This is a genomic window from Kitasatospora sp. NPDC034035 (assembly GCF_055575755.1).
Genome location: NZ_JBVISA010000031.1, coordinates 77,108 through 98,001 on the forward strand (window position 1 = coordinate 77,108; position 20,894 = coordinate 98,001).

The following is a 20,894-nucleotide window of genomic DNA, read 5'->3' on the forward strand; positions in this document are numbered from 1 at the left end:
GGGGGTCCGGCTCCGTACCGCCGACTCCCACCTCCGGACATGCGCATGACATCTCTCGGCAGCGCCGGTTCACCACATCCCCCGTCCCTGATGTGTCGTCGCGCGGGCTCCGAGGCTGCGCGGCAAACCGCCCGCGCACGATTCGTGGAACCCGTCGAAGAAGAACAGTCGGCGGCTGTAGAGGCGTATCGCGCCTCCCACGTCCCCGTGGTCTCGCCCCCCCGACGCCGATCATCATGAACGATCATGTCCACGACCCGCAAGGGGTGTCAGTTCGTTCACGACGGGAGTCGTCGGCGACGCGCCCGCACGCCACGCCGAACGGACACCCGTTCGACAGGTGGACCGGACAAGGCCTTCCCCACATCGGCGGATTTCATTCCGGTTATTTCGATCTTTCTCCATCAGGGCCCCCACCAGGCATTTCTGATGGCTGACCAGCTGATGCATGGTCATTTCACCTCGCCTTACGACCGATCGCGGTGTCGGTCGGAACGGATCACCCGGTCACCGTCGCCGGAGGGGTCCGTCCGGCCCTGCCCGGAGATCGGCCGAAAACCATCGACGGGGACAACAATCCAGCCACGCCCGCCGGCTCGGGAATTCACCGGGGAACGGGTCGGCCGGTCGGCCGCCGCGACCGCGAACTCCCGGGCCGACGGCGAGGATTCGGCCGGCGCTTTGGAGCACACCACCGCCCCCAGTAGGGTGCCCAGCATGTTACGGAACGTGAAAGGCACGCAGTATGTGACCGCCCTGCGCGAGGGCGGCTCACTACCCGGCATCGTCGAGGCCGACAACGACGGCACCTATGTGGTCAAGTTCAGGGGGGCCGGTCAGGGCAGCGCGGCCCTGGTCGCGGAGGTCGTGTGCGGCGAGCTCGGACGGCGCCTGGGCATCCGGGTTCCCGAGCTGGTCCTCCTCGACATAGACCCCGAACTGGCCCGCCGCGAGGCGGACCAGGAGGTCCAGGCCCTGTTGCTGGCGAGCACCGGCCAGAACCTGGGCATGGACTTCCTGCCCGGCTCGGTGAACTACGACGGCATCAAGTGGCAGCCGCCGGCCGAGGAGGCCGCCCGGATCTACTGGCTGGACGCGCTGACGGCCAACGTGGACCGCACCTGGTCCAACCCCAACCTGCTGATCTGGCACCGGCAGCTGTGGGCGATCGACCACGGCGCCGCGCTGATCTTCCAGCACTCGTGGCCGGCCGTGGACGCCTGGGCCAACCGCAAGTACCCGATGGACTCGCACGTCCTGAGCGAGCCGGTGTCCGAGGTCTCCGACGCGAAGCTCCGGGACCTGGACGCCGAACTGGCGGCCCTGGTGACCCGCGAGACCGTCGAGGAGGTCGTCGGGATGGTGCCCGACCACTTCCTCCTGGGCATGAACTCCGCGAACGGCCTCGAACCCGACGTGCTGCGGGAGCGCTACTGCGACTACCTCACGGCCCGTTGCGCCGGCGAGCGCGGCTGGTGGCCGGCATGAGCACTGAGACGACCCCGTCCATCGGATTCGACTACGCGCTGCTGTACGCCGTTCCCCGCGTCGACCGCGGCGAGCGGATCAACGTCGGCGCGCTGCTGTACTGCAAGGAGGCCGACTACCTCGGCGCCGCGATCCACCTCGACGAGGCGCGGCTGCGCGCCCTCGACCCCGAGGTCGACGTCGTGGCCGTCGCGGGGGCCCTGGAGGCGATCCGCGCGATCTGCGCCGGCGACCGGGCCGCCGGCCCCGCCGCCGGCGGCACCGCCCGGACCCGCTTCGGCTGGCTCACCGCGCCGCGCAGCGCGATCGTCCAGCCCAGCCCGGTGCACGGCGGCATCACCGCCGACCCGGCCGCGGAACTGGACCGGCTGATGCGCCGTTTCGTGCACTGACCTCGGGATTCGCCCCACCGGTCGCCCTCGGGCTGCCGTCGCCTCCCCCGGGAGGCGGCGGCAGCCCTTCGTCGTTCCGGAATCCATTTCAGATACAGAGCCGTATTGGGATACAGTCTTGTATCCGACGGCGCATCAGGAGGCGATCACCATCACCAGGCGGCTCACCCGGCAGCAGAGCCGGGAACTCACCCGCGAGCAGCTGCTGCAGGCCGCGGCCGAACTCTTCGCCGAGCACGGTGTCAGCGGCACCTCGGTCGAACAGATCGTCGAGCGCGCCGGCTACACCCGCGGCGCGTTCTACGGCAACTTCGAGGGCAAGCACGAGCTCGTCCTGGCCCTGCTGGAGCAACGCACCCAGCGCGAGCTCGAGGAGATACAGGAGCTCAGCCGCGACGCCGGGTCGTTCGACGACCTGATGGACCACATGCGCTCCTGGTACCGCCGGCGCGACGAGACCCTCGGCAGCTGGCTCGCCCTGCGCACCGAGCTCTGGCTCTACGGCCTGCGCGACCCGAAGCTCCTGCCGGTGCTCGCCGACCGCGAGCGGCGTTCGCGCGCCGCGCTCGCCCAGGCGCTGGAACAGGGCTTCGCCGACCGCTCGGTGGCCCCCCCGGCCCCGGTCGAGTTCCTGGCCCTCGTCGTGCACTCGTTGGGCGACGGACTGTCCATCCAGCGCGTGATCTCCCCCGAGGACAGCGACATCGACACCGTCGCGAACGCCATCGAACTGCTGATGCGCTCGTGGAGCGCGCTCGCCCGGAACCCCGCGCCCGCCAACGAAGCCTCCCGCCCGTCCCCCGGGCGTCCGACCGACAAGGGCCGGACGCCACCGATCGAGAAGCCGGAGAAGAACCCATGAGCAGCAAGGCTGGGCAGGCGGCGCAGCCGACCGCCGAACCGCCTGTCGCCTCCGACGCCCCCGCGCCGGACCCGAAGCGGTGGCTCGCGCTGGCCGTCCTGCTGGTCGCCACCTTCATGGACCTGCTGGACGTCAACATCGTCACCGTGGCGATCCCGACCATCCAGGGTGACCTCGGCGCGTCGGCCGTCGTCGTCCAGGCGGTGACCGCCGGCTACACCCTGGCGTTCGCGGCCATCCTGATCACCGGTGGCAGGCTCGGCGACATCTTCGGCCGCAAGCGGATGTTCATGACCGGCGTCGCCGGGTTCGTGGTGTCCTCCGCCCTCTGCGCGGCCGCGCAGAACTCCGAGATGCTGGTCGTCGCCCGCATCCTCCAGGGCATGACCGCCGCGATCATGGTTCCGCAGGTCCTGGCGGTCATCCACGTCACCTTCGACCCGAAGGAGATCGGCCGCGTCGTCAGCCTGTACGCGGGCATGATCGGCCTGGCCATCGTCGCCGCCCCGATCCTCGGCGGCGCCCTGGTCGACTGGAGCCCGTTCGACCTCGGCTGGCGCGCCATCTTCGTGGTCAACCTGCCGGTCGGCATCGCCGCCCTGGTCGGGGCCTCGAAGTGGATGAGGGAGTCGAAGTCCCCGCACGCGATGCGGCTGGACCTGATCGGCATGCTGCTCGCGATCGTCGGCCTGCTCCTGCTGATGCTGCCGCTCATGCTCGGCCGTGAGCTCGACTGGCCCGCCTGGAGCATCACCTGCCTGTTCGGCGCCGCGCCCGTCCTCGTCGGCTTCGTCTTCTACGAGCGGTACAAGACCCGCAAGGACGGGTCCCCGCTGGTGATCCTCTCGCTGTTCCAGGTCCGCGCGTTCGGCGCCGGCGTCGCGGCGCAGATGCTCTTCAGCGCCGTGCCGGCGGGCTTCTTCCTCAGCTGGACGCTCTACCTCCAGGGCGGCCTGGGCTGGTCGGCGCTGCACACCGGTCTGACCGCGATCCCGTTCTCGCTCGGGGTCCCGATCGTCGGCACCATCGCGGTGCGCACGCTCTACCCCCGGTACGGCCGGTACACCCTGGTGGCGGGCGCCGTGGCGATGATGCTCGGCGTCGGCTCCTACGCCTGGGTCGCGAACCACGCCGGGGACGGCATCACCTCCTGGCACGCCGTCCCGTCCATGCTCCTGCTCGGCTCCGGCATGGGTCTGCTGATGGCCCCGCTGACCGGTCTGATCCTGCGCGAGGTCAAGCCGCAGGAGGCCGGCGCGGCGTCCGGCATCATCAACGCGACCGGCCAGCTCGGCGCGGCCCTCGGCGTGGCGATCATCGGCGGTGTCTTCTTCTCCGCCCTGGCGAGCAACGCGGGCCCGCAGGCCGACAAGATCATCCCGACCGTCCAGGCGGTGGCACCGGCCCAGGCCGGGGCGATCCGCGCCTGCGCGACCGACTCGCTCGGCCAGCCCGACCTGACCAAGGTGCCCGAGAGCTGCACCACGCTGCTCGCGAGCAGCTCGGGCAGCAGCCAGGACGCCGGTTCCGGCGCCGACGCCAAGACGGTCGGAAGCACCCTGAACGAGATCCGCTCCAAGACCTTCATCGCCACCTACAGCGAGGCGCTGTACTGGGCGGCCGGCGGTCTGGTGCTGGTCACCGGCCTGCTGTTCCTGCTGCCGCACCGGACCCACCGGCCGGAGAAGCAGCAGGCGTGAGCCTCGGCGACCGAAGGGGTGTTCGCCCCCGACTGCTAGGCTGACCTGCTGCCCTGTCACCGACTGACGCGCAATCAACTCCACCGCGCGGGCCCGTGGAACGCGGGCCGGTGACCGAACCCACACCTGGAGAAGCACAGTTATGAGCGGTACGACCTACCAGGTCATCACCCACGGCAAGTTCGCCGAGCTCACGGACGAACAGCGGGCTTCCCTGGTCGCCCAGGCCGGCGAGCACGACCTGTTCAAGGCCCGGTTCACCGAGGAGGGCACCGTCACGTACGAGCCCGCCCTGCTCACCTTCACGTTCCGCGTCCTCATCCCGGCGACCGACGACGACACCGAGGACCTCGTGCTGGGCCAGGCCGAGGAGCTGGCCGCGGCCGCCATCCACAAGCTCGGGGGCACCTACCGGGACCTCCGGTCGGTCTCCACCGACCTGTCCAAGATCAAGGTCAAGCGCAAGGGCCGCTGACCCCCGGATGGGAACCGGCCCGTGCCGGGCGCACGGGCCGGCAGGCTTCGGAAAGGATGCGTTCTCTCATGACACCCGAACAACTCGCCATCGACCTGGGCGATCCGGTTCTGCGCCGGGTGTTCTCGGCGCTCGCCCTCGGCGCGACGACCTCCTCGGAGATCCTCTCCGCCTCGGGGCTCGCCGCACCGCAGGCCGCCAAGGCCATCGGACAGCTGGTCCGCAGCGGGCTGCTCGTCCAGGGCCGCGGCTCGCTGGCCCTGGACGAGGCCTCCCTCGCCGAGGCCGCGGAGACCGCCGCCCGGCGGGTGGCCGAGGAGATGGCGGCCGACCAGCCCGACCCGCAGCTGCGCGGGCACATCCGCGGCGGCATCCTGGTCGACGTGCCGGAGCAGGACGACGCGAGGCTCGCGGTGCTCGGGCACATCGCCGGGAGCACCTTCGCCGCCGGCGACGACTACGACGAGCGCGCGGTGACCGACCGCCTGCAGCCCTGGTGCGAGGGTGGCGTGCTGGACGCCGTCTCGCTGCGGCGCGCCCTCGTCGACGACGGGCTGCTGGCCCGTGAGTCCAACCGCTACCGGCTCGCCGCCCCCGTGGGCAGCGCCGGATGAAGACCGGCGGAAGGCCCCGCACCCGGAACGCGGGGCCTTCCGCCTCTTTCCCCTCCGGGCCCGTCGAGCGGGCCCGGCCCCTCAGATCCCGGCCGGCACCGGCCTCGGCCGGCGCACCGCGTCCAGCACGGCCGCCTGGTACGGCGTCAGCGCCGACGCGGACCCGGCGGGCGGGAACAGCGCCGACCAGTCCGGCCGGAACCCGCACTGGTGGAGCGCGCCCAGCGAGTCGAGCACCGAGCGGCGCTCGGCCCGCCGACGGCCGGAGGGCAGCAGGCGACCGGCCCGCTCCCCGTGCTCCAGCGTCTGCCGGATCGGGCTGAGCAGCACCGGGTGGGTGCTGACCTCGACGAACACCTCGTGGCCGGCCGCGTGGAGCCCCTCCACCGCGGCGGCGAGCCGGACCGGCTCCCGCAGGTTGCGCATCCAGTAGCCGGCGCCGAGTTCGGTGCCGGGCACCGGCTCGGCCGTGACCGTCGAGTACATCGGCACCCGCGTCGGAACCGGCCGCAGCGAGCGCAGCGCGGCCCTCAGGTCGTCCCGCAGCTCGTCGACGTAGTGGCTGTGCGAGGCCACCGTGCCCTTGATCACCCGGCAGTAGACGTCCCGCCGCTCCAACTCCTCGACCAGCGCGGCGAGTGAGTCCGCGTCACCGGCCAGGACCGTCGAGCGGGGGCTGTTCTCCCCGGCGACGCTGATCCGGCCGCCGCTGGCCGCGGCCACCGCGTGGGCCTCGGCGGGCGGCAGCTCCGTGGTCGCCAGCGCCCCCTTGCCGACGATCCGCCGCAGCAGTCCGCTGCGCCGGCAGGCGATCATCAGGGTGTCCCGCAGGGACAGCGCCCCGGCGGTGTACGCGGCGGCGATCTCCCCCATGCTGTGGCCGACCACCGCGTCCGGCGTCACGCCCCAGCTGCGCCAGAGCGCCACCAGGGCGATCTGCAGGGACACCATGGTCGGCTGCAGGACGTCGATCTCCCCCAGCCTGGACGCCGTGTTGTCCAGGCCGATCTGCTCCACGACGGAGAAGCCCGCGAACTCCCGGACCTCCCGGTCGCAGCGGTGCAGGGCCTCGCGGAACACCGGTTCGGTGGCGAGCAGTTCGCACCCCATCCCGTACCACTGGGCGCCCTGGCCGGCGAAGACGAACACCAGCCCGGAGGGCCGGTCGGGGGCGGCCTCCGGGAGGCTCCCGCCGCCCTCCGCCGTGCTCGACCCGTCGAGCCGCTCGGAGAGCTGCCCGGCGAGTTCCTCGTACGACTCGACGGCGAAGGCGACCCGGTACGGGCCGGCGGAGCCGGTCGCGGCGTCCCGGCAGTAGTGGGCCAGCGGTGGCAGGTCGCGCCCGTCCAGGATCCGGGCCCGGTGGGCGAACAGCACCGCCCGGAGCCGGTCCCCGGTGTCGGCGGCGACGGCGAACAGCCGTGCGTTCACGTCTCCCTCTCTCGGTCCGGGTGGCGGGGCGCCGGGAGCCGGCGCCCCGCCGGACGGTGTCATCGGCGGACGGCGATCTGGTGGCGGTAGCTCTCCATCGGCAGCCCGCTCATCCACGGGACCACGCCGATCCGGCTGAGCGCCCGGATCGTGGAGTTCGGCTGGTAGCCGGCGAACATGCCGCCGAACATCAGGATCTGGCTGTGCGCCACGATCTGGCGCATCAGCGGGTTGAGCCGCTGGCGCTCCAGCTTCTTGCGGAAGTGGCTGCCCTGCGCCATCCGCCGCCGCACCGCCGCGCGGACCTCGGCGGAGATGTCGTGGTCGGTGGTCCACTCCAGCCCGTCGATCTCCGCGGCGGTCTTGCGCATCGCCGTGTACCGCTGGCGGGTGAACACGTCGATGTGGCTGAGGTGACCGCCCGGGCGCAGCACCCGCTCGACCTCGCGCAGGAACTTGCCGAGGTCGGGGTAGGTGTGCGAGCTCTCGATGTTGACGAGCACGTCCACCGAGGCGTCCTCGAAGGGGAGTTCCTCGGCGTCGCCGTGCACGAACCGCAGGCCGCTCCCCCGGGCGAGGGTGGCGTTGGCCCGGGTGATCGCCCTGGGCGACAGGTCGAGGCCGGTCATCCGGGCCTCGGGGACGATCCTGGAGAGGAAGTTCAGGCCCGCCCCGATGCCGCAGCCGACCTCCAGGACGTCCTGGCCGGCCAGGTCGTCGAGCTCGACCGGGAGGTCGCGCAGGGCGAGGAAGTACAGCTGCTCGCTGAAGCCGTCGGTCCACGGCTCGCCGAACCCGGGCAGCAGGGCCCGGATCTCCTCGGCGATCCTGGCGTCGTACATGCCCCAGTTCCACAGGTCGCCCTCACCGGAGAGGGTGGCGGCCATGTCGTAGATGGTGGCGCTGGCCTTCTTCATCCCGGCGGCCTTCTCGCCCTGGCGGGGCGCGCTGGACTCGTCGAGGTTGATGTCCTTGAGGCCGCTGGTGAAGGCGGTCATGATCTCGGGAGTGGCAGTCATGTGCGTTCTCCGGGAGCCGGGTCGGGGGCGCTCACGCGCTGACGGTGTCGCCGCGGACCAGGCCGAAGCCCTCGGGCACGTCGGCCGGGTCGCCGCCGGTGGTGAGGGGCCGGTTGTCCGCGTCGACGAACACGACGCTGGGTTCGTACGAGCGGGCGCGCTCCTCGGTCATCGAGGCGTAGGCGATGATGATGACCGTGTCGCCGGGGCTGATGAGCCGGGCGGCGGCGCCGTTGATGCCGATGATCCCGCTGTCCGCCTCGCCCTCGATGACGTAGGTGCTCAGGCGGGCGCCGTTGTCGACGTCGACGACGTCGACCTTCTCCCCGGGCCAGAGGTTCGCGGCCTTCATCAGGGTGGCGTCGATGGTGATCGAGCCGACGTAGTGCAGGTCCGCCTGTCGCACCGTCGCTCGGTGGATCTTGGACTTGAGCATTTCGCGGAACAGCATGGTCTCCCCGTTCACCAGGTCACCGGCAGCTCGTGGACGCCGTAGATGATCATCTCCGCGCGGGTGCGGATCTCCTCGGCCGGGACGGCGAGGCGCAGCTCCGGCAGTCGGGCGGCGAGGCGCTCGAAGGCGATCCGCAGCTCCAGCCGGGCGAACTGCTGCCCGACACACTGGTGGATGCCGTAGCCGAAGGCCAGGTGCGGCACCGACTCCCGGGTGATGTCCAGCCGGTCCGGGTCGGCGCAGAGCGCGGGGTCGCGGTTGGCCGCGGCGAGCGACATCGAGACCGCGTCGCCGGCCGCCATCCGGTGCCCGTCGAACTCCAGGTCCTCGCCGGCCGCGCGGATCGAGCCCCCGTGAACGACCGTCAGGTAGCGCAGCAGTTCCTCGACGGCCTTCGGGGCCAGCCCCTCCGGGTCGGCGGCCAGCGCGGCGTACTGCTCCGGGTGTTCGAGCAGCGCGAAGGTCCCCAGGCCAATCATGTTGAGGCTGGTGTCGTAACCGGCGACGAGCAGCACGCTGCCGATCGTGGCAAGTTCCTCGTCGTTGAGCTCGCCCCCCGCGACGAGCGTGCCGAGCATGTCGTCGGCGGGCTCGGCGCGCTTCGTCTGGACCAGCCGGGCCAGCGCGGCGCCGATGTTCTGCCAGCCCGCGATCGCCTCCTCGGCGCTGGAGTGCACGGTGAACAGCGCCTGGATGGCCTTGCCGAACTCCTCGCGCTGGTCGGCCGGCACGCCGAGCAGCTCGCAGATCGCGGCGACGGCCACCGGCTCGGCGAACGCCTCGACCAGGTCGACCGGCCCCCCGTGGGCGACCATCGCGTCGAGGTGGTGGTCCACCAGCTCGGTCATCCACGGTTCCAGCGTCCGGGTGCGGCGGGCCGAGAACCACGAGGCGACCTGGCGCCGGTAGCGGGTGTGCTCCGGCGGGTCCATCGCGGTGAACATGCCCGGCGGGATCGCCATGCGGGAGGAGGCCATCGGCAGCGGGATGGGCGAGCGCAGGATCTCCCCGCGCGAGCTCATCCGGCGCTCCGTCAGCAGTCGGCGGACCTCGTCGTAGCCGGTGACCAGCCAGCCGATGTGCCCGTCCGGGAACACCATCCGGGCGATCGGGTGCTCCGCGCGCAGTTCCGCGAGCCCCACGGCCGGGTCGAAGGGACAACTGCCTCGGCGCATCGGATGGCCGTCGACGGTGGGGATGGGGGTGGGGGTGGCGTCGCTCATCACTTCTCTTCCTCCGGTGACAGCAGCACCGGGAACCGTTGCATGGCCAGCAGGTAGCGCGGCGCGATCTCCGCCGGGTCGACGGCCGGCCGCAGGTCGGGGAACCGGTCGAACAGGCTGGTCAGGGCGATCTCGCCCTCGATGAGGGCGAGGCTGCCCCCCAGGCAGTAGTGGGCACCGCGGCCGAAGCCCAGGTGCGGGTTGTGCTCGCGGGTGAGGTCCAGGCGCTCCGGGTGCTCGAACTCCTCCGGGTCGCGGTTGGCGGCCGCCAGCACCACCTGGATGGCCTCGCCCGGCTGCACCGTCACCCCGCCGATCTCGACCGGCTCGGTGGCGAAGCGGCGGAAGGTGTGCTTCACCGGCGCGGTGTGGCGCACCAGTTCGGCCACCGCGCGGTCGCCGATCCCGGGGTTCTCCTTGAACAGCCGCAGCTGGTCGGGGTGCTGGAGGAGGGTGAGGGCGCCGAGCGCGATGAGGTTGCGGACGGTCTCGTGGCCGGCCTGCACCAGGACCATGGCCAGCGCCACCAGCTCGTCGTCGTTCAGCCGCTCGCTGTCGTCCTCCTGCGCCTCGACGAGCTCGGAGATCAGGTCGTCCCTGGGCTCGGCCCGGCGGGCGTCGATCAGCTTGCGGGTCACGTCGGCCATGCCGCGCACGGCCGGGGCGAACTGCTCCGGGTTGGGCCGCAGGGCCTGGGCCAGCGTCTCGCTCCACTCGCGCCACTGCTCGCGGTACTCCTCGTCCACGCCGAGCAGTTCGCAGATGACGATGATGGCCAGCGGGTGGGCGTAGTGCGCGATCAGGTCGGGCTCGGGCTCGGCCGCCAGGCCGTCCAGCAGGCGCTCGGCCACGCGGGCGATCGCCGGGGACAGCGCCTGCATCCGGCGCGCGGACAGCGCCCGGGTGACGAGCCGGCGCACCCGCATGTGGTCGGCGCCGTCCATGGTCAGCAGGGTCGAGTCGAACATGTCGACGATGTCCTCGGGGACGCCCCGGCTGAGCATGCTCTGCCGGTGCGAGTCGCCCGGCGGGCGGCTGCGCAGGGTCGGCTCGCCCAGGACGTTCCTGACGTCCTGGTAGCCGGTGGCCACCCAGATGTCGCTGCCGTCGGCGAACTTGCCGCGGCAGACCGGGCGGGGGGCCGAGAGCCAGCGCTCCCCCGCCGCGGGGTCGGTGATGAACGCCGGGTCGGACAGGTCGAACTCGCTGGCGAGCGGGTCCGGTCCGCTGGTACCGGCGGGTTCGTCGGCGTCGTGCGGGTGCTCGGGCACGGCGGTGTCGGTCATGGGGTCAGCTCGCTCCTCGTTCAGCGTTTCGATCGGGCCGGGGCAGGCGGCCGGGGCGGCGCGGCAGGTCGGACGACCGGCGCGGCGCGGTGGATGGCGGCCGGTCAGGCGGCCGCGGCGGTGTCGGTGCCGACGGCGGCGGCCTCGGCCATCAGGCGGTCGGCCAGTTCGTCGGCGTGGCGGTCCCGCCAGTCGCGCAGCGGGGTGTGCTCCAGCCAGCGGTTGCACGCGCCCAGCGCCGGGCCGCAGGGGATCTGGTAGTCGGCGACCCGGTCCCGTGCGCCCTCGATGGCCCAGGCACTGGCCTGCGCGCAGTACCAGCGGAAGACCAGCGCCATCCGCCGCTTGGGGTCGGTGCCGGGTTCGGCGGTGCGGCCGAGCCGCGCGTACACCTCGTCGAACGGGGCGCCGAGGTAGTCGCGCTCCACCTTGGCGCGCACCGCGGCGGGCACGGCGTCCCAGGAGTCGTGGTTGCGCCACAGGTCGTAGAGCTTGGTCGCCCTGGCGTGGAACAGCACGCCGCGGCGGAACACCCGGGCACGGCCGCCGAGTTCGAACAGGCCGCCGTACGGCGCGAACGCCGTGTCGTGCACGTCGGCCTGCTGCAGCAGGTCCTTGGCCGCCGGGCTGATCCCGCTCTCGGCCGTGCACAGGTTGACCGAGCCGGTGAGGACGAAGTCGGCGCCGAGGACGAAGGCCGCGGCCGCCGACTCCGGTGCGCCGATGCCGCCGCCGGCGCCGATCCGCACGGCCCGCGCGACTCCCCCGAGTTCCGAGCGCAGTCGGCGCAGCGAGGGCAGCAGCGCCCACAGCGCCGCCAGGTCGGAGTGGTCGCCGGCGTCGCCGACCGCGCAGACGTCGTCCGCCAGCGCGACGCGCTCGCCGGCCGCCGCCTCCTCGGCGGTGAGCAGCCCCTCGGCCACCAGCTGCCGCGCGAGCGCGGCGGGCGGCGGCGAGAGGAACAGGCGCGCCGCGTCCGGGCGGGTCACCTTGGCCAGTAGCTTGCGGGGCACGTGGACGGTGCCGTCCGGCAGCACCCGGGCGCCGGTGAGGCGGTGCCGCACCAGGGCGGGCGTCACCTCGACGTGCGTCGCGGCCTCCACGAACCGGACGTCGTGCCGGATCAGCACGTCGACCAGCTCGTCCTCCGCTCCCGGGTCGAAGGGGTCGTGCGTGACGTTGACGCCGAACGGCGCGCCGGCCGGGGTGAGGTCCCGGATCCGGGCCACCGCCGCGCCCACCTCGGCCGCGGGGAGTCCGGCGGCGCCGAAGAAGGAGAGCAGGCCGGCCCGCGCCATCCGGGCGACCAGGTCCACCGAGCCGATGCCGAGGCGCATCCCGCCCGCGGCGTAGGCGAGGCGGACCCCGTAGTCACGGCGGAAGGCCGCCGACCCCAGCTCCCCGGGGCCCCGGACGGCCTGCGCCGTCGCGGCCGGCAGCCCTGCGGCCCGGTCGTCCGCGGTCGGAAGCCCCGCGGCCGGGAACTCCGTGCTCGGGAGCCCTGCCGCCGGGAACCCCGCGGCCGAGAGCTCCGCGGCCGGGAGCGGGGTGGCCTCGGTCCGGATCCGGTCGATCAGCTTGGTCAGCACCTGCCCGGGGCCGAGCTCCCGCACCCGGAACCCGCCCAGAGCCATGAGCAGCCGGATGCTGTCCGTCCAGCGGACCGGCGAGACGATCTGCCGGCGGAGCGTGGCGGCCACCTCGCCCGCCCGGTAGGGCCTGGCCTCGACGTTGCCGATCACCGGGATCTTGGGCGCGGCGAAGGTGGTGGCGTCCAGCAGCCGTCCGAACTCCTCGGCGGCCCGCGCCATGTAGCGGCTGTGGAACGGCGCGCTGACGTTGAGCGGTGCGCAGCGGGCGCCCGCCTCCTTCAGCAGCGGCAGCGCCCGGTTGACGGCCTCCACCGGGCCGGCGATCACCGTCTGGGTGGGCGCGTTGTCGTTGGCGAGGTCGAGCTCGTCGAGGGCGTGGTCCCGGAGCACCTGCCGGACGAGCCCGGCGTCGACGCCGGAGACCGCGGCCATCGTGCCGCCGGTGACCTCGCCCATCAGCCGGCCGCGCTCGGCGACCAGTCGCAGCCCGGTCTCGAAGTCGTACACCCCCGCGGCGAACAGGGCGACGAACTCCCCGAGGCTGTGGCCGAGGACGTAGTCGGGCAGCCGGCCGCCCTCCTGCACGGCCGCCAGCCAGGTGAGCGCGTTGACGACGTACAGCGCGGGCTGGGTGTAGCGGGTGTCGCGCAGGTTGCGGCCCGGGTCCTCCAGGCACAGTTCACGGACGGAGTAGCCGAGCACGGCGTCGGCCCGGGCCACCAGGTCGGGGAACCGGTCGAACACCTCCCGGCCCATGCCCTTGGCCTGCGCTCCCTGTCCGGGGAAGACCCAGACGTCGAGTGTCCCCGGGTCGGCGTCGAGCGGCTTCGCGTCGCCGGCGGGTCGGGCGGGCACTGCCGTCGGAGCGGTCACGGGTGTCACCTCGGTTCGTCGTGCGGGGGTGGCGAGCGCGGGGCGTGTGTCGAGCACGGCCCGGTGGAGCACCTCCTCGCGGGCGTACGGGGACAGCAGCGGCATGACCCGGGACGAGCTGCCCTTCGGCAGGGCCGCGCGCACCAGGTTGGCCATCGAGCCGGACGGACCGAGGTCCAGGAAGAGCAGGTCGTCCCGGGCCAGCAGCGGGCCGAGCGCCCTCGTCAGGTCGAACGGGTCGCGCAGCACCCGCCACAGGTGGGTCGGGTCGATCATCTGCACGGCCGTCCCGGTGGTTCCGGAGATCAGCGGCGTCGTCGCGGGCCTGGTGGTCAGCGAGCCGACCAGGTCCTTGAAGGCGCCCTCCATCGGGTCGATCAGCGGTGAGTGGAAGGGGTAGAGCACGGGCAGCCGCTGGCAGAGCGTGCCGGAGGCCTGGAGGTGGCGCTCGATCCGGTCCAGCTCCCCGGCCGTCGAGGCGAGGACGAAGTTCTCCGGCGAGTTCACCGCGGCCACGTGCGCCCGGGCGAGGACGGGGTCCCGTCGGGCGAGGCCGACGTCGGCGAGCACCGCGAGCATGCCCCCGCGGGGGCACTCCGCCTCGAAGAGCTCCACCTGCCGCAGCAGGGAGGTCAGGCACTCCTCGGGGTCGACGATGCCGGCCACCGCGGCCGCCGCGACCTCGCCCAGACTGGCGCCTAGCACCGCCGCCGGCTCGAAGCCGTACGAGCGCAGCATCCGCGCCAGGGCGTACTCGACCATGAAGATGGCCGGCTGGGTCAGCGACAGCCGCGTCATCGGCCGCTCGGGCCCGTGGTCGCCGCCGTGGATGGCGGCGACCACGGAGTCGCCCCGGGTGTCGCGGACGACGGCGTCCAGGGAGTCGAGGGTGTCCCGGAACACGGCGTCGGCCCCGTAGAGCCACTTGCCCATGCCGTGGTACTGGGAGCCCTGACCCGCGAAGAGGAAGACCGGTGTGAGCATGGTCAGGAGGCGCGCAGGGCGGCTTCGAGGACCTTGTGACCGGTGGGCAGCTGGGTCACCGACTCGACGGTGAAGCCGCCCTCCTCCAGGGCCCGGCGCATCGCCGGCTCGTCCAGGCCGAGGGTGCCCTCGTCGCACGCCACCGCCTGGAACATCGCGCGCCAGCCGTCGATGTCGTTCTCCACCAGCGGCTCCAGCACGAGCAGCCGGGCGTCGGCCGGGCTCTCGGCCATCGCGGTGGCGATGGTCCGCAGGATGCGCACGCAGTTGTCGTACGTCCAGTCGTGCAGCACGTTCTTCAGCAGGTAGCGGTCGGCCCCGGCGGGGACGGACGCGAAGAAGTCGCTCGGCACGTAGCTGATCCGGTCGAGCACCTCCTGGTCGCGGACCCGGCCGAGGGCGGCCGTGCCGCGGCTGCAGACGCTGGCCCGGTCGGCGACGACGCCGTTGAGCCCGGGGTTGGCGGCGAGGATGCCCGGGAGCAGGCCGCCGCTGCCGCCGCCGACGTCGACGACGGTCTTGGCACCGGTGAAGTCGTGCTGCTGGACCAGGCAGTGGGCGACCGGCGCGGCCAGGTCGATCATGCCCTGGTCGAACAGCTCGGCGGTCTCCGGGTGGGTCTCCAGGTACTCGTACAGCGACTCCCCGAACACCTCCTGGAAGCCGGAGCGGCCGGTCTTGACGGTGTGCATCAGGCCGGCGAAGGCGTCGTCGTACAGCTCGGCGGAGAGGATCGCGAAGTGGCGCTGGGTGAACGGGTGGTCGGCCCGCAGCGGCGCGTAGGCCTCGGCGAGCCTGAACTTCTCGCCGTCGCGCTCCAGGATGCCCGGCACGGTGAGCATCTGCAGCAGGCGGTACAGCACGTCGGGGTCGGTCTCGGTGCGCTCGGCCAGCTCGGCCGCGGTCATCGACCCGTCGGCGAGGATGTCCGCGATCTCCAGTCGGGCGGCGACGGCCAGCGCGCGGGCGAACCAGCCGCTGACGGCCAGCTTGAGGATCTCCATGGGTTTGTGGCTCCTTCGAGGTCCGGTCAGGCGGTCCGGCGCAGCCGGTCGACCAGCGCGGAGGGGGTCGGGTTTTCGAACATGTCGGTGAGGGCGAGCCGGACGCCGGTGAGGTCCCGGATCCGCTGGGCGAGCACGACCGCCAGCAGCGAGTGCCCGCCGTTGGCGAAGAAGTTCGCCCCGGCGTGCAGGTCCTGACGCTCCAGCAGCTCGGCGAAGAGCGCGGTGATCGTCCCGGTCAGCTCGTCGTCCGTGGCCGCGGCGGGGCCGGCGGCGGCCGGGCCCTGGTCCTGCGCCGCGAGGGCGGCGAGGGCCAGGTAGTCGACCTTGTCGCTGCCGGTGCGCGGGAAGGCGTCCACCGCGACGAACCGGTGCGGGATCACCGAGCGGGGGAGCAACTTGTGTGCGTGGTCCCAGAGTTCGTCGACGGCCTCGGGCCGGTTGGGCACCCGGACGAACGCCGCCAGCGAGCCGTCCGCCCCGGGGTCTCCGACGACGACCACGGCCGCCGCCTCGACGTCGGGATGGCCGACCAGCACGGCCTCCACCTCGGCCAGTTCCACGCGGTTGCCGCGCAGCTTGACCTGGCGGTCGGTCCGGCCGTACAGGTCGATCCGGCCGTCCGGGCGCCAGCGGCCGACGTCCCCGGAGCGGTGGAAGCGGCCGTACTCGGCGTTCTCGCCGAAGCGCTCGCCGGTCAGTTCGGGCCGCCGGTGGTAGCCCTCGGCGACGCCGATCCCGGCCACGCAGAGCTCGCCACGCAGACCGATCGGCAGCGGGCGGCCGTGCGGGTCGGCGATGAAGATCCGGGTGTTGGCGACGGGCGCGCCGACGTCCACCCGGCCGGTGCGGTCGGCGGTCATCCGGCCGGCCGTCGCCCAGATCGTGCTCTCGGTCGGGCCGTAGACGTTCCAGAGGTCGGCGCCGGCCGCGAGCAGCGTGTCGGCCAGTTCGGCGGGCAGCGGCTCGCCGCCGGTCAGGATGGTCCGGCCGGCCGTCAGGTCGGCGTCCTCCCGTACGACCAGCCGCCAGGTGGTCGGGGTGGCCTGGAGGAAGCCGATGTCGTGGGCGGTGACGGCCGCCGCGAGGAGGGCGCCGTCGGTGCGCGCCTCGTCGGGGAGCACCACGGTGTGGCCGCCGTGCAGCAGCGGCATCATCAGTTCCAGCGAGGACGTGTCGAAGCTGTACGTGCTCAGCCAGCCGGTCGGCCGGGGGGATCCGGCCACGCCGAACCGCTCGGCGTAGTCGACGATGTGGTTGACCAGGCTGCGGTGCGGGATCGGGATGCCCTTGGGGCGGCCGGTCGAGCCCGAGGTGTAGATCAGGTAGGCCAGGTCGTCGGGCCCGACGGTCACCGCGGCCGGGTCGACCGGCACCTCGGGGGCCGTGGCGCAGTCGGGCGCGGCCACCGCGCGGGGGCCGTCCGGCGCGGTGATCCCCGCGCCGACGATCACGGTGCGGGCGCCCGCGTCGTCGAGCTGGTGGGCCAGCCGCTCCTCGGGGTGGTTCGGGTCGAGCGGCAGGTAGGCCGCGCCCGCGAGCCAGGTGCCGAACACCGCGGCCGCGAGGGCCGCGCCGCGCGGCAGCAGCAGGGCGACGACGTCGCCGCGCCGCACGCCGGCCTCGGTCAGCCGGGCGGCCGTGTCGACGGCGGCCGACCACAGCGCGCCGTACGTCACCGCGCTGTCGCCGTCCCGGACGGCCAGGGCCTTCGGCTCGGCGGCGGCGCGCCGGGCGAAGCCCGCGAGCACCGACGGCGGTTCGACGGCGCGGTCGGTCGCGTTGGCGGCGTCGATGACCGCGTGGTCCCGCTCCGACCAGGTCGGCAGCGAGGCGATCGGCGCGTCCGGTTCGGCGCCCACCGCGACCAGCAGGGCGTCGTACCGGCTGACCATCAGTTCGACGTCGGATCGATCCAGCACACCGGTGTAGAACACCGCGCGCACGGTGGCCTTGTCCTTGCTGGCGGAAACGAAGAATTCGAGGTCGAACTGGCTGAAGCCGTTCTCCACGACGACGAGCTCGGCGTCGGTTCCGGCAATCGTGAAAGCGCGCTGGTCCTCGACGTAGGGAACGTAGTTGAAAACGTGCTTGAACAGCACGTTGCGCCAACCGGAACCGTCCCGTTCGACGACGTCGAGCAGATCGTCGGCGGACACGTCCTGGTGGGCCATCGCCTCCAGGAAGGTACGACGGGCCAGTGCCGCGAGATCCCGGAAACTCGCCTCCCGGTCGAGCATCAGGCGCAGCGTGACCAGGTTGCTGTGGTAGCCGATCGCGTCCATCGCCTCCCGGGTGCGGGAGTTCACCGGCGAACCGATGGTCAGGTCCGGGCCGGCGCCGTGCGCGGCGAGGAGCACCGCGTAGGCGGTGAGCAGGACCACCGACTCCGGGGCCCGCAGCTCCCGCTGCAGGCGGCGCACCACCGCGTGGGCCTCGGGCGACAGCACGTGGGTGACCTCGTCGCCCCGCAGCGTGGTGACCGGCTGCTCGGCACGCTCGCACCACAGCTCCAGCCCGGAGGACCGGAACCCGGCCATGGTCTGCGCCCAGTAGCGGCGGCTCTTCTCCGACGCCTCGGGCTCGTGCCAGGCGGGCACCTCGACGGGCTCGGGGTGCCCGCCGGCGAGCACCGCCTCGTACAGGGTGACGAACTCGGCGCGCAGGATCGCCGTGGACTGGACGTCCGATACGGCGTGGTGCAGGGCCAGGCAGTACACGTCGTGGTCCGGGCCGTGCAGCAGCAGGGCCCGCACCAGCGGGCTGCCGTCCGCGAGGAAGGGGCGGGCGACGAAGGCGGTCAGGGCGGCGAGTTCCTCGCCCTCACCGAGGTCGGCCTCCTCCAGGTCGACGGCCAGGGAGGCCGGGACGGACCTGGTGAGCTCGGCGTCCTTGCGGTGGAAGACCGTCCGCAGCACCTCGAAGCGCTCCAGCAGGAGCTGGGTGGCCTTCGCCGCCGCGGCGGCGTCGAGGCGGCCGTGCACCCGCAGGCCGAGCGACAGGTTGTTGGCACCACTGCCCGGGACCAGCTCGTCGAGCAGCCACAGGGTGGTCTCCTTGCGGGACGCGCGAACGGCCCCGCCCGGTATGTCGGGGCTCACGCGCCGCCCTCCGGCCGGGCGGCCAGCAGGCCGGCCACGGTCTCGGCGACGGCGGGGGTGCGCAGGAGGTCGCGGTGCTCGACCTCGAAGCGGTGCTCGTCCGCGATGACGATGGGCGCCACGCCCGGCGTGGTGCGCATCCGGTTCAGGCCGCTGCGCTCGCTGCCGGAGGTGACCACCGTGGCGCGAGCCCAGCCCGGCCGCGGGTCGAGGCCGGAGGCGGCGCACAGGTAGGCCATGAACGAGCCGACCATGGCGACCAGTTCGTCGGCGTAGTCCTCGGCCAGCCCGGCCCGGAGCAGGGCGCCCCGGCCGATCGGCGTGAACACCGAGTACAGCTCGGCCGCGAACTCGGCCGGCTCGATGCCGGGCTTGGCGGCGAGCAGTTCCGCCGTCCCGGACAGGTTGGCGATCTCCTCCTCGGTCAGGATGGTCGTCATGTTGCCGACCACCCGCCCGAACTGGAGGTGGGCGGTGGGCACGTCGACCAGCTCGGGGTCGAACACGATCACCGCGGGGGCGACGGCCTGGCGCTCGGCGACCTTCTCGGCCAGGGCGCCCGCGAACACCGAGCCCGCGCAGTAGCCCATGACCGCCCGGACCGTCCGTCCGGACGCCTCGATCTCGGAGAGCCAGCCCTCCAGGTACTCGTCCGGCGAGGCGCCGGTCTCGGGGGCGCGGACCGGCGCGACCGTCTGCCAGAGCGAGAAGTCCGGATTCAGACCGGGCGCCAGCTCGGCGAACCCGCCCTCGTTGCGGCCGGTCACCGGGAAATCGGCGGCGAGCACGATATCGGCGTCACTTCCGGCGTCGAAGACGACGTTCCACACGGCAGGGTTGGGCATATTGACTCCCCCGATTGTCAACGATGAGTTGCCGGGTAATTTTCACGGGCCTGACGAGGCCTCACCGGCCCGGGCCACCCCGGATACTAGATCCAGCTGATCATCCTGTCCACATCAATCGATCAAGACCAATCACGCCTGATCATGATGCGCCTTACGCGACTTTGAGCCAGGGGGGAGGGTTTCAGACACACGCGACAAGATCGCCATTACCCAGAAATCCGGCATGCCAAACATTCCCTTGCCGAGAAAGTGCGCGAAATTCCCGGAAAATCGGCGGAAATCCAGTGGATCACACCCCCGATTCCGCCCCAAACGCCCCCCGCGGAGGGGCATCGCGCCACCGGGAACTGTCCGAAAGTCTTCGCACCGGCCCCCACCGCGCCGACGGCGCCCGCCAGGGGCCCGGAGCCCACCGCCGGCATCCGCCGCAGCACCGGAGTTGACGGGACATCACGAGCGGTATCGCCCTGCCGGAGACCTCATCTGACACGACGTCCGCTGGTCATCACGCCCGACACTGCGGGTGCCGACACATCATCCGCGCAGGTCGCGGCCTTGATCGTCGATGTTCGGATCCGCTCGGCGCTTCCCCGGCATCTTCACCTGCACAGGGCACCAGCGGCATCATGATCTGTCGTGCTGCTGCGTCTGGCCAGCTACGGCACCTCTTACTGCTGGTCCGCCCGGACACGGTCCCGCGGTGGCACCGCGACCTGCTCAAGCGGCGCCATGCCGCGACCTGCGCACCGAGGCGTCGCGGGCGCCCGCCCACCGTCCGCTCCATCCGCGCCAGGGCCAGATTCCTGATCCGCGACCGCGACCGCGACCGCGACGTCAAGTTCACCGCCGCCTTCGACGCCCTGCTGACCGACGCCGGACTCACTGTTGTCACCACCGGCATCCGGATACCGCGAATGAACTCCGTCATGGAGCGCCGGATACAGACCTGCCGCAGGGAGCCCCTGGACCGCACTTCGATCTGGCACCAACGCCACCTCCTCCACGCGCTCCGCGAGTTCGAGACCCACGACAACGAGCACCGGCCCCACCGAGCACTGAAGCAAGCCGCGCCGCTCCGTCCCCTACCCGACCCGATCGACGTGCCAGCGCAGATCAGGCACCTTCAGATCCGCCGACGAGACCGACCCGGAGGAACCCCGCAGGAGTACCGACATGCCGCGTGAGCAGGCCGGATGATTTATCGGCCCCCGCACCCGCCGGAGACCCCCGGTCGCCACCTGAGGTTCGTGCGCTGACCTGCTCTCAGAAACGGCAAAAGCCCCGCTGGCCTGGACCTTCGTCCAGTCAGCGGGGCTCCGACATCACTGTCGGGACGACAGGATTTGAACCTGCGACCCCTTGACCCCCAGCCAAGGGGTCGACTTAGCGTCGAAAGCCGAGACCCTGAGGTGTCGGTCTTTCTTGTTATTCAACTACCATGAGATACAGGTGAGTTGTGACTTCTCAATGGAAGCGGCGCCGCGAGCTGCTGACCGTGGCTCAGCGTTTACTTTGCGCATAAGTGTCCGTTTCGGATCATCAGCGTCC

16 protein-coding genes are annotated in these 20,894 nt (G+C 72.3%); 7 read left to right on the forward strand and 9 right to left on the reverse strand.

Annotated features, from left to right (window positions below):
• Positions 1-729 precede the first annotated feature (729 nt).
• The 6 genes from ACZ52J_RS33215 (at position 730) to ACZ52J_RS33240 (ending at position 5,531) form a co-directional block, all read left to right on the forward strand.
• Positions 730-1,488, forward strand: coding sequence for a HipA family kinase (locus ACZ52J_RS33215; protein ID WP_465624036.1), 759 nt, complete (start codon positions 730-732; stop codon positions 1,486-1,488).
• Positions 1,485-1,880: a DUF3037 domain-containing protein gene (locus ACZ52J_RS33220; RefSeq protein WP_465624038.1), complete on the forward strand. Its 396-nt coding sequence runs from the start codon at positions 1,485-1,487 to the stop codon at positions 1,878-1,880. The genes ACZ52J_RS33215 and ACZ52J_RS33220 overlap by 4 nt, the downstream gene beginning before the upstream one ends.
• Positions 1,881-1,998: 118 nt before the next feature.
• Positions 1,999-2,742, forward strand: coding sequence for a TetR/AcrR family transcriptional regulator (locus ACZ52J_RS33225; RefSeq protein WP_465624040.1), 744 nt, complete (start codon positions 1,999-2,001; stop codon positions 2,740-2,742).
• The gene (locus ACZ52J_RS33230) at positions 2,739-4,442 is read left to right on the forward strand and encodes an MFS transporter (RefSeq protein ID WP_465624042.1); all 1,704 of its coding nucleotides are present in this window, start codon (positions 2,739-2,741) and stop codon (positions 4,440-4,442) included. The genes ACZ52J_RS33225 and ACZ52J_RS33230 overlap by 4 nt, the downstream gene beginning before the upstream one ends.
• A gap of 142 nt (positions 4,443-4,584) precedes the next feature.
• Positions 4,585-4,917 carry a DUF6204 family protein gene (locus ACZ52J_RS33235; RefSeq protein WP_360493087.1) on the forward strand — a complete coding sequence of 111 codons (333 nt, stop codon included), beginning with the start codon at positions 4,585-4,587 and terminating at the stop codon, positions 4,915-4,917.
• Between the two features lie 68 nt (positions 4,918-4,985).
• Complete coding sequence (locus tag ACZ52J_RS33240; protein WP_360493090.1) at positions 4,986-5,531, forward strand: DUF2087 domain-containing protein; 546 nt, start codon at positions 4,986-4,988, stop codon at positions 5,529-5,531.
• 81 nt (positions 5,532-5,612) lie between these two features.
• On the opposite strand, the gene ACZ52J_RS33245 is transcribed toward ACZ52J_RS33240, so the two are convergent.
• The 9 genes from ACZ52J_RS33245 to ACZ52J_RS33285 form a co-directional block, all read right to left on the reverse strand.
• A complete protein-coding gene (locus tag ACZ52J_RS33245) occupies positions 5,613-6,962 on the reverse strand; it encodes an acyltransferase domain-containing protein (protein WP_465624044.1) in 1,350 nt (449 codons plus the stop codon).
• Positions 6,963-7,021: 59 nt separating this feature from the next.
• On the reverse strand, positions 7,022-7,981 hold the full coding sequence (locus ACZ52J_RS33250) for a class I SAM-dependent methyltransferase (RefSeq protein ID WP_465624046.1): 960 nt from the start codon (positions 7,979-7,981) through the stop codon (positions 7,022-7,024).
• A 31-nt stretch (positions 7,982-8,012) separates the two neighbouring features.
• A complete protein-coding gene (gene panD, locus ACZ52J_RS33255) occupies positions 8,013-8,429 on the reverse strand; it encodes an aspartate 1-decarboxylase (protein WP_360493574.1) in 417 nt (138 codons plus the stop codon).
• 14 nt (positions 8,430-8,443) lie between these two features.
• A complete protein-coding gene (locus ACZ52J_RS33260; protein ID WP_360493098.1) occupies positions 8,444-9,658 on the reverse strand; it encodes a cytochrome P450 in 1,215 nt (404 codons plus the stop codon).
• Complete coding sequence (locus tag ACZ52J_RS33265; protein ID WP_391492864.1) at positions 9,658-10,944, reverse strand: cytochrome P450 family protein; 1,287 nt, start codon at positions 10,942-10,944, stop codon at positions 9,658-9,660. The genes ACZ52J_RS33260 and ACZ52J_RS33265 overlap by 1 nt, the downstream gene beginning before the upstream one ends.
• Positions 10,945-11,048: 104 nt before the next feature.
• Positions 11,049-14,393: an ACP S-malonyltransferase gene (fabD, locus tag ACZ52J_RS33270; protein WP_465624049.1), complete on the reverse strand. Its 3,345-nt coding sequence runs from the start codon at positions 14,391-14,393 to the stop codon at positions 11,049-11,051.
• 2 nt (positions 14,394-14,395) lie between these two features.
• Positions 14,396-15,397, reverse strand: a complete 1,002-nt coding sequence (locus tag ACZ52J_RS33275; RefSeq protein WP_360493106.1) for a methyltransferase — start codon at positions 15,395-15,397, stop codon at positions 14,396-14,398.
• Positions 15,398-15,423: 26 nt separating this feature from the next.
• Positions 15,424-18,498: a non-ribosomal peptide synthetase gene (locus ACZ52J_RS33280; protein ID WP_465624051.1), complete on the reverse strand. Its 3,075-nt coding sequence runs from the start codon at positions 18,496-18,498 to the stop codon at positions 15,424-15,426.
• The gene (locus ACZ52J_RS33285) at positions 18,495-19,343 is read right to left on the reverse strand and encodes a carbohydrate kinase family protein (protein WP_360493112.1); all 849 of its coding nucleotides are present in this window, start codon (positions 19,341-19,343) and stop codon (positions 18,495-18,497) included. Before ACZ52J_RS33285 ends, ACZ52J_RS33280 begins: the two co-directional genes overlap by 4 nt.
• Before the next feature lie 629 nt (positions 19,344-19,972).
• On the opposite strand from ACZ52J_RS33285, the gene ACZ52J_RS33290 reads away from it, so the two are divergent.
• Positions 19,973-20,530 (forward strand): integrase core domain-containing protein, encoded by a 558-nt coding sequence (locus ACZ52J_RS33290; protein ID WP_465624053.1) that lies wholly within the window; start codon positions 19,973-19,975, stop codon positions 20,528-20,530.
• Positions 20,531-20,894: the final 364 nt, after the last annotated feature.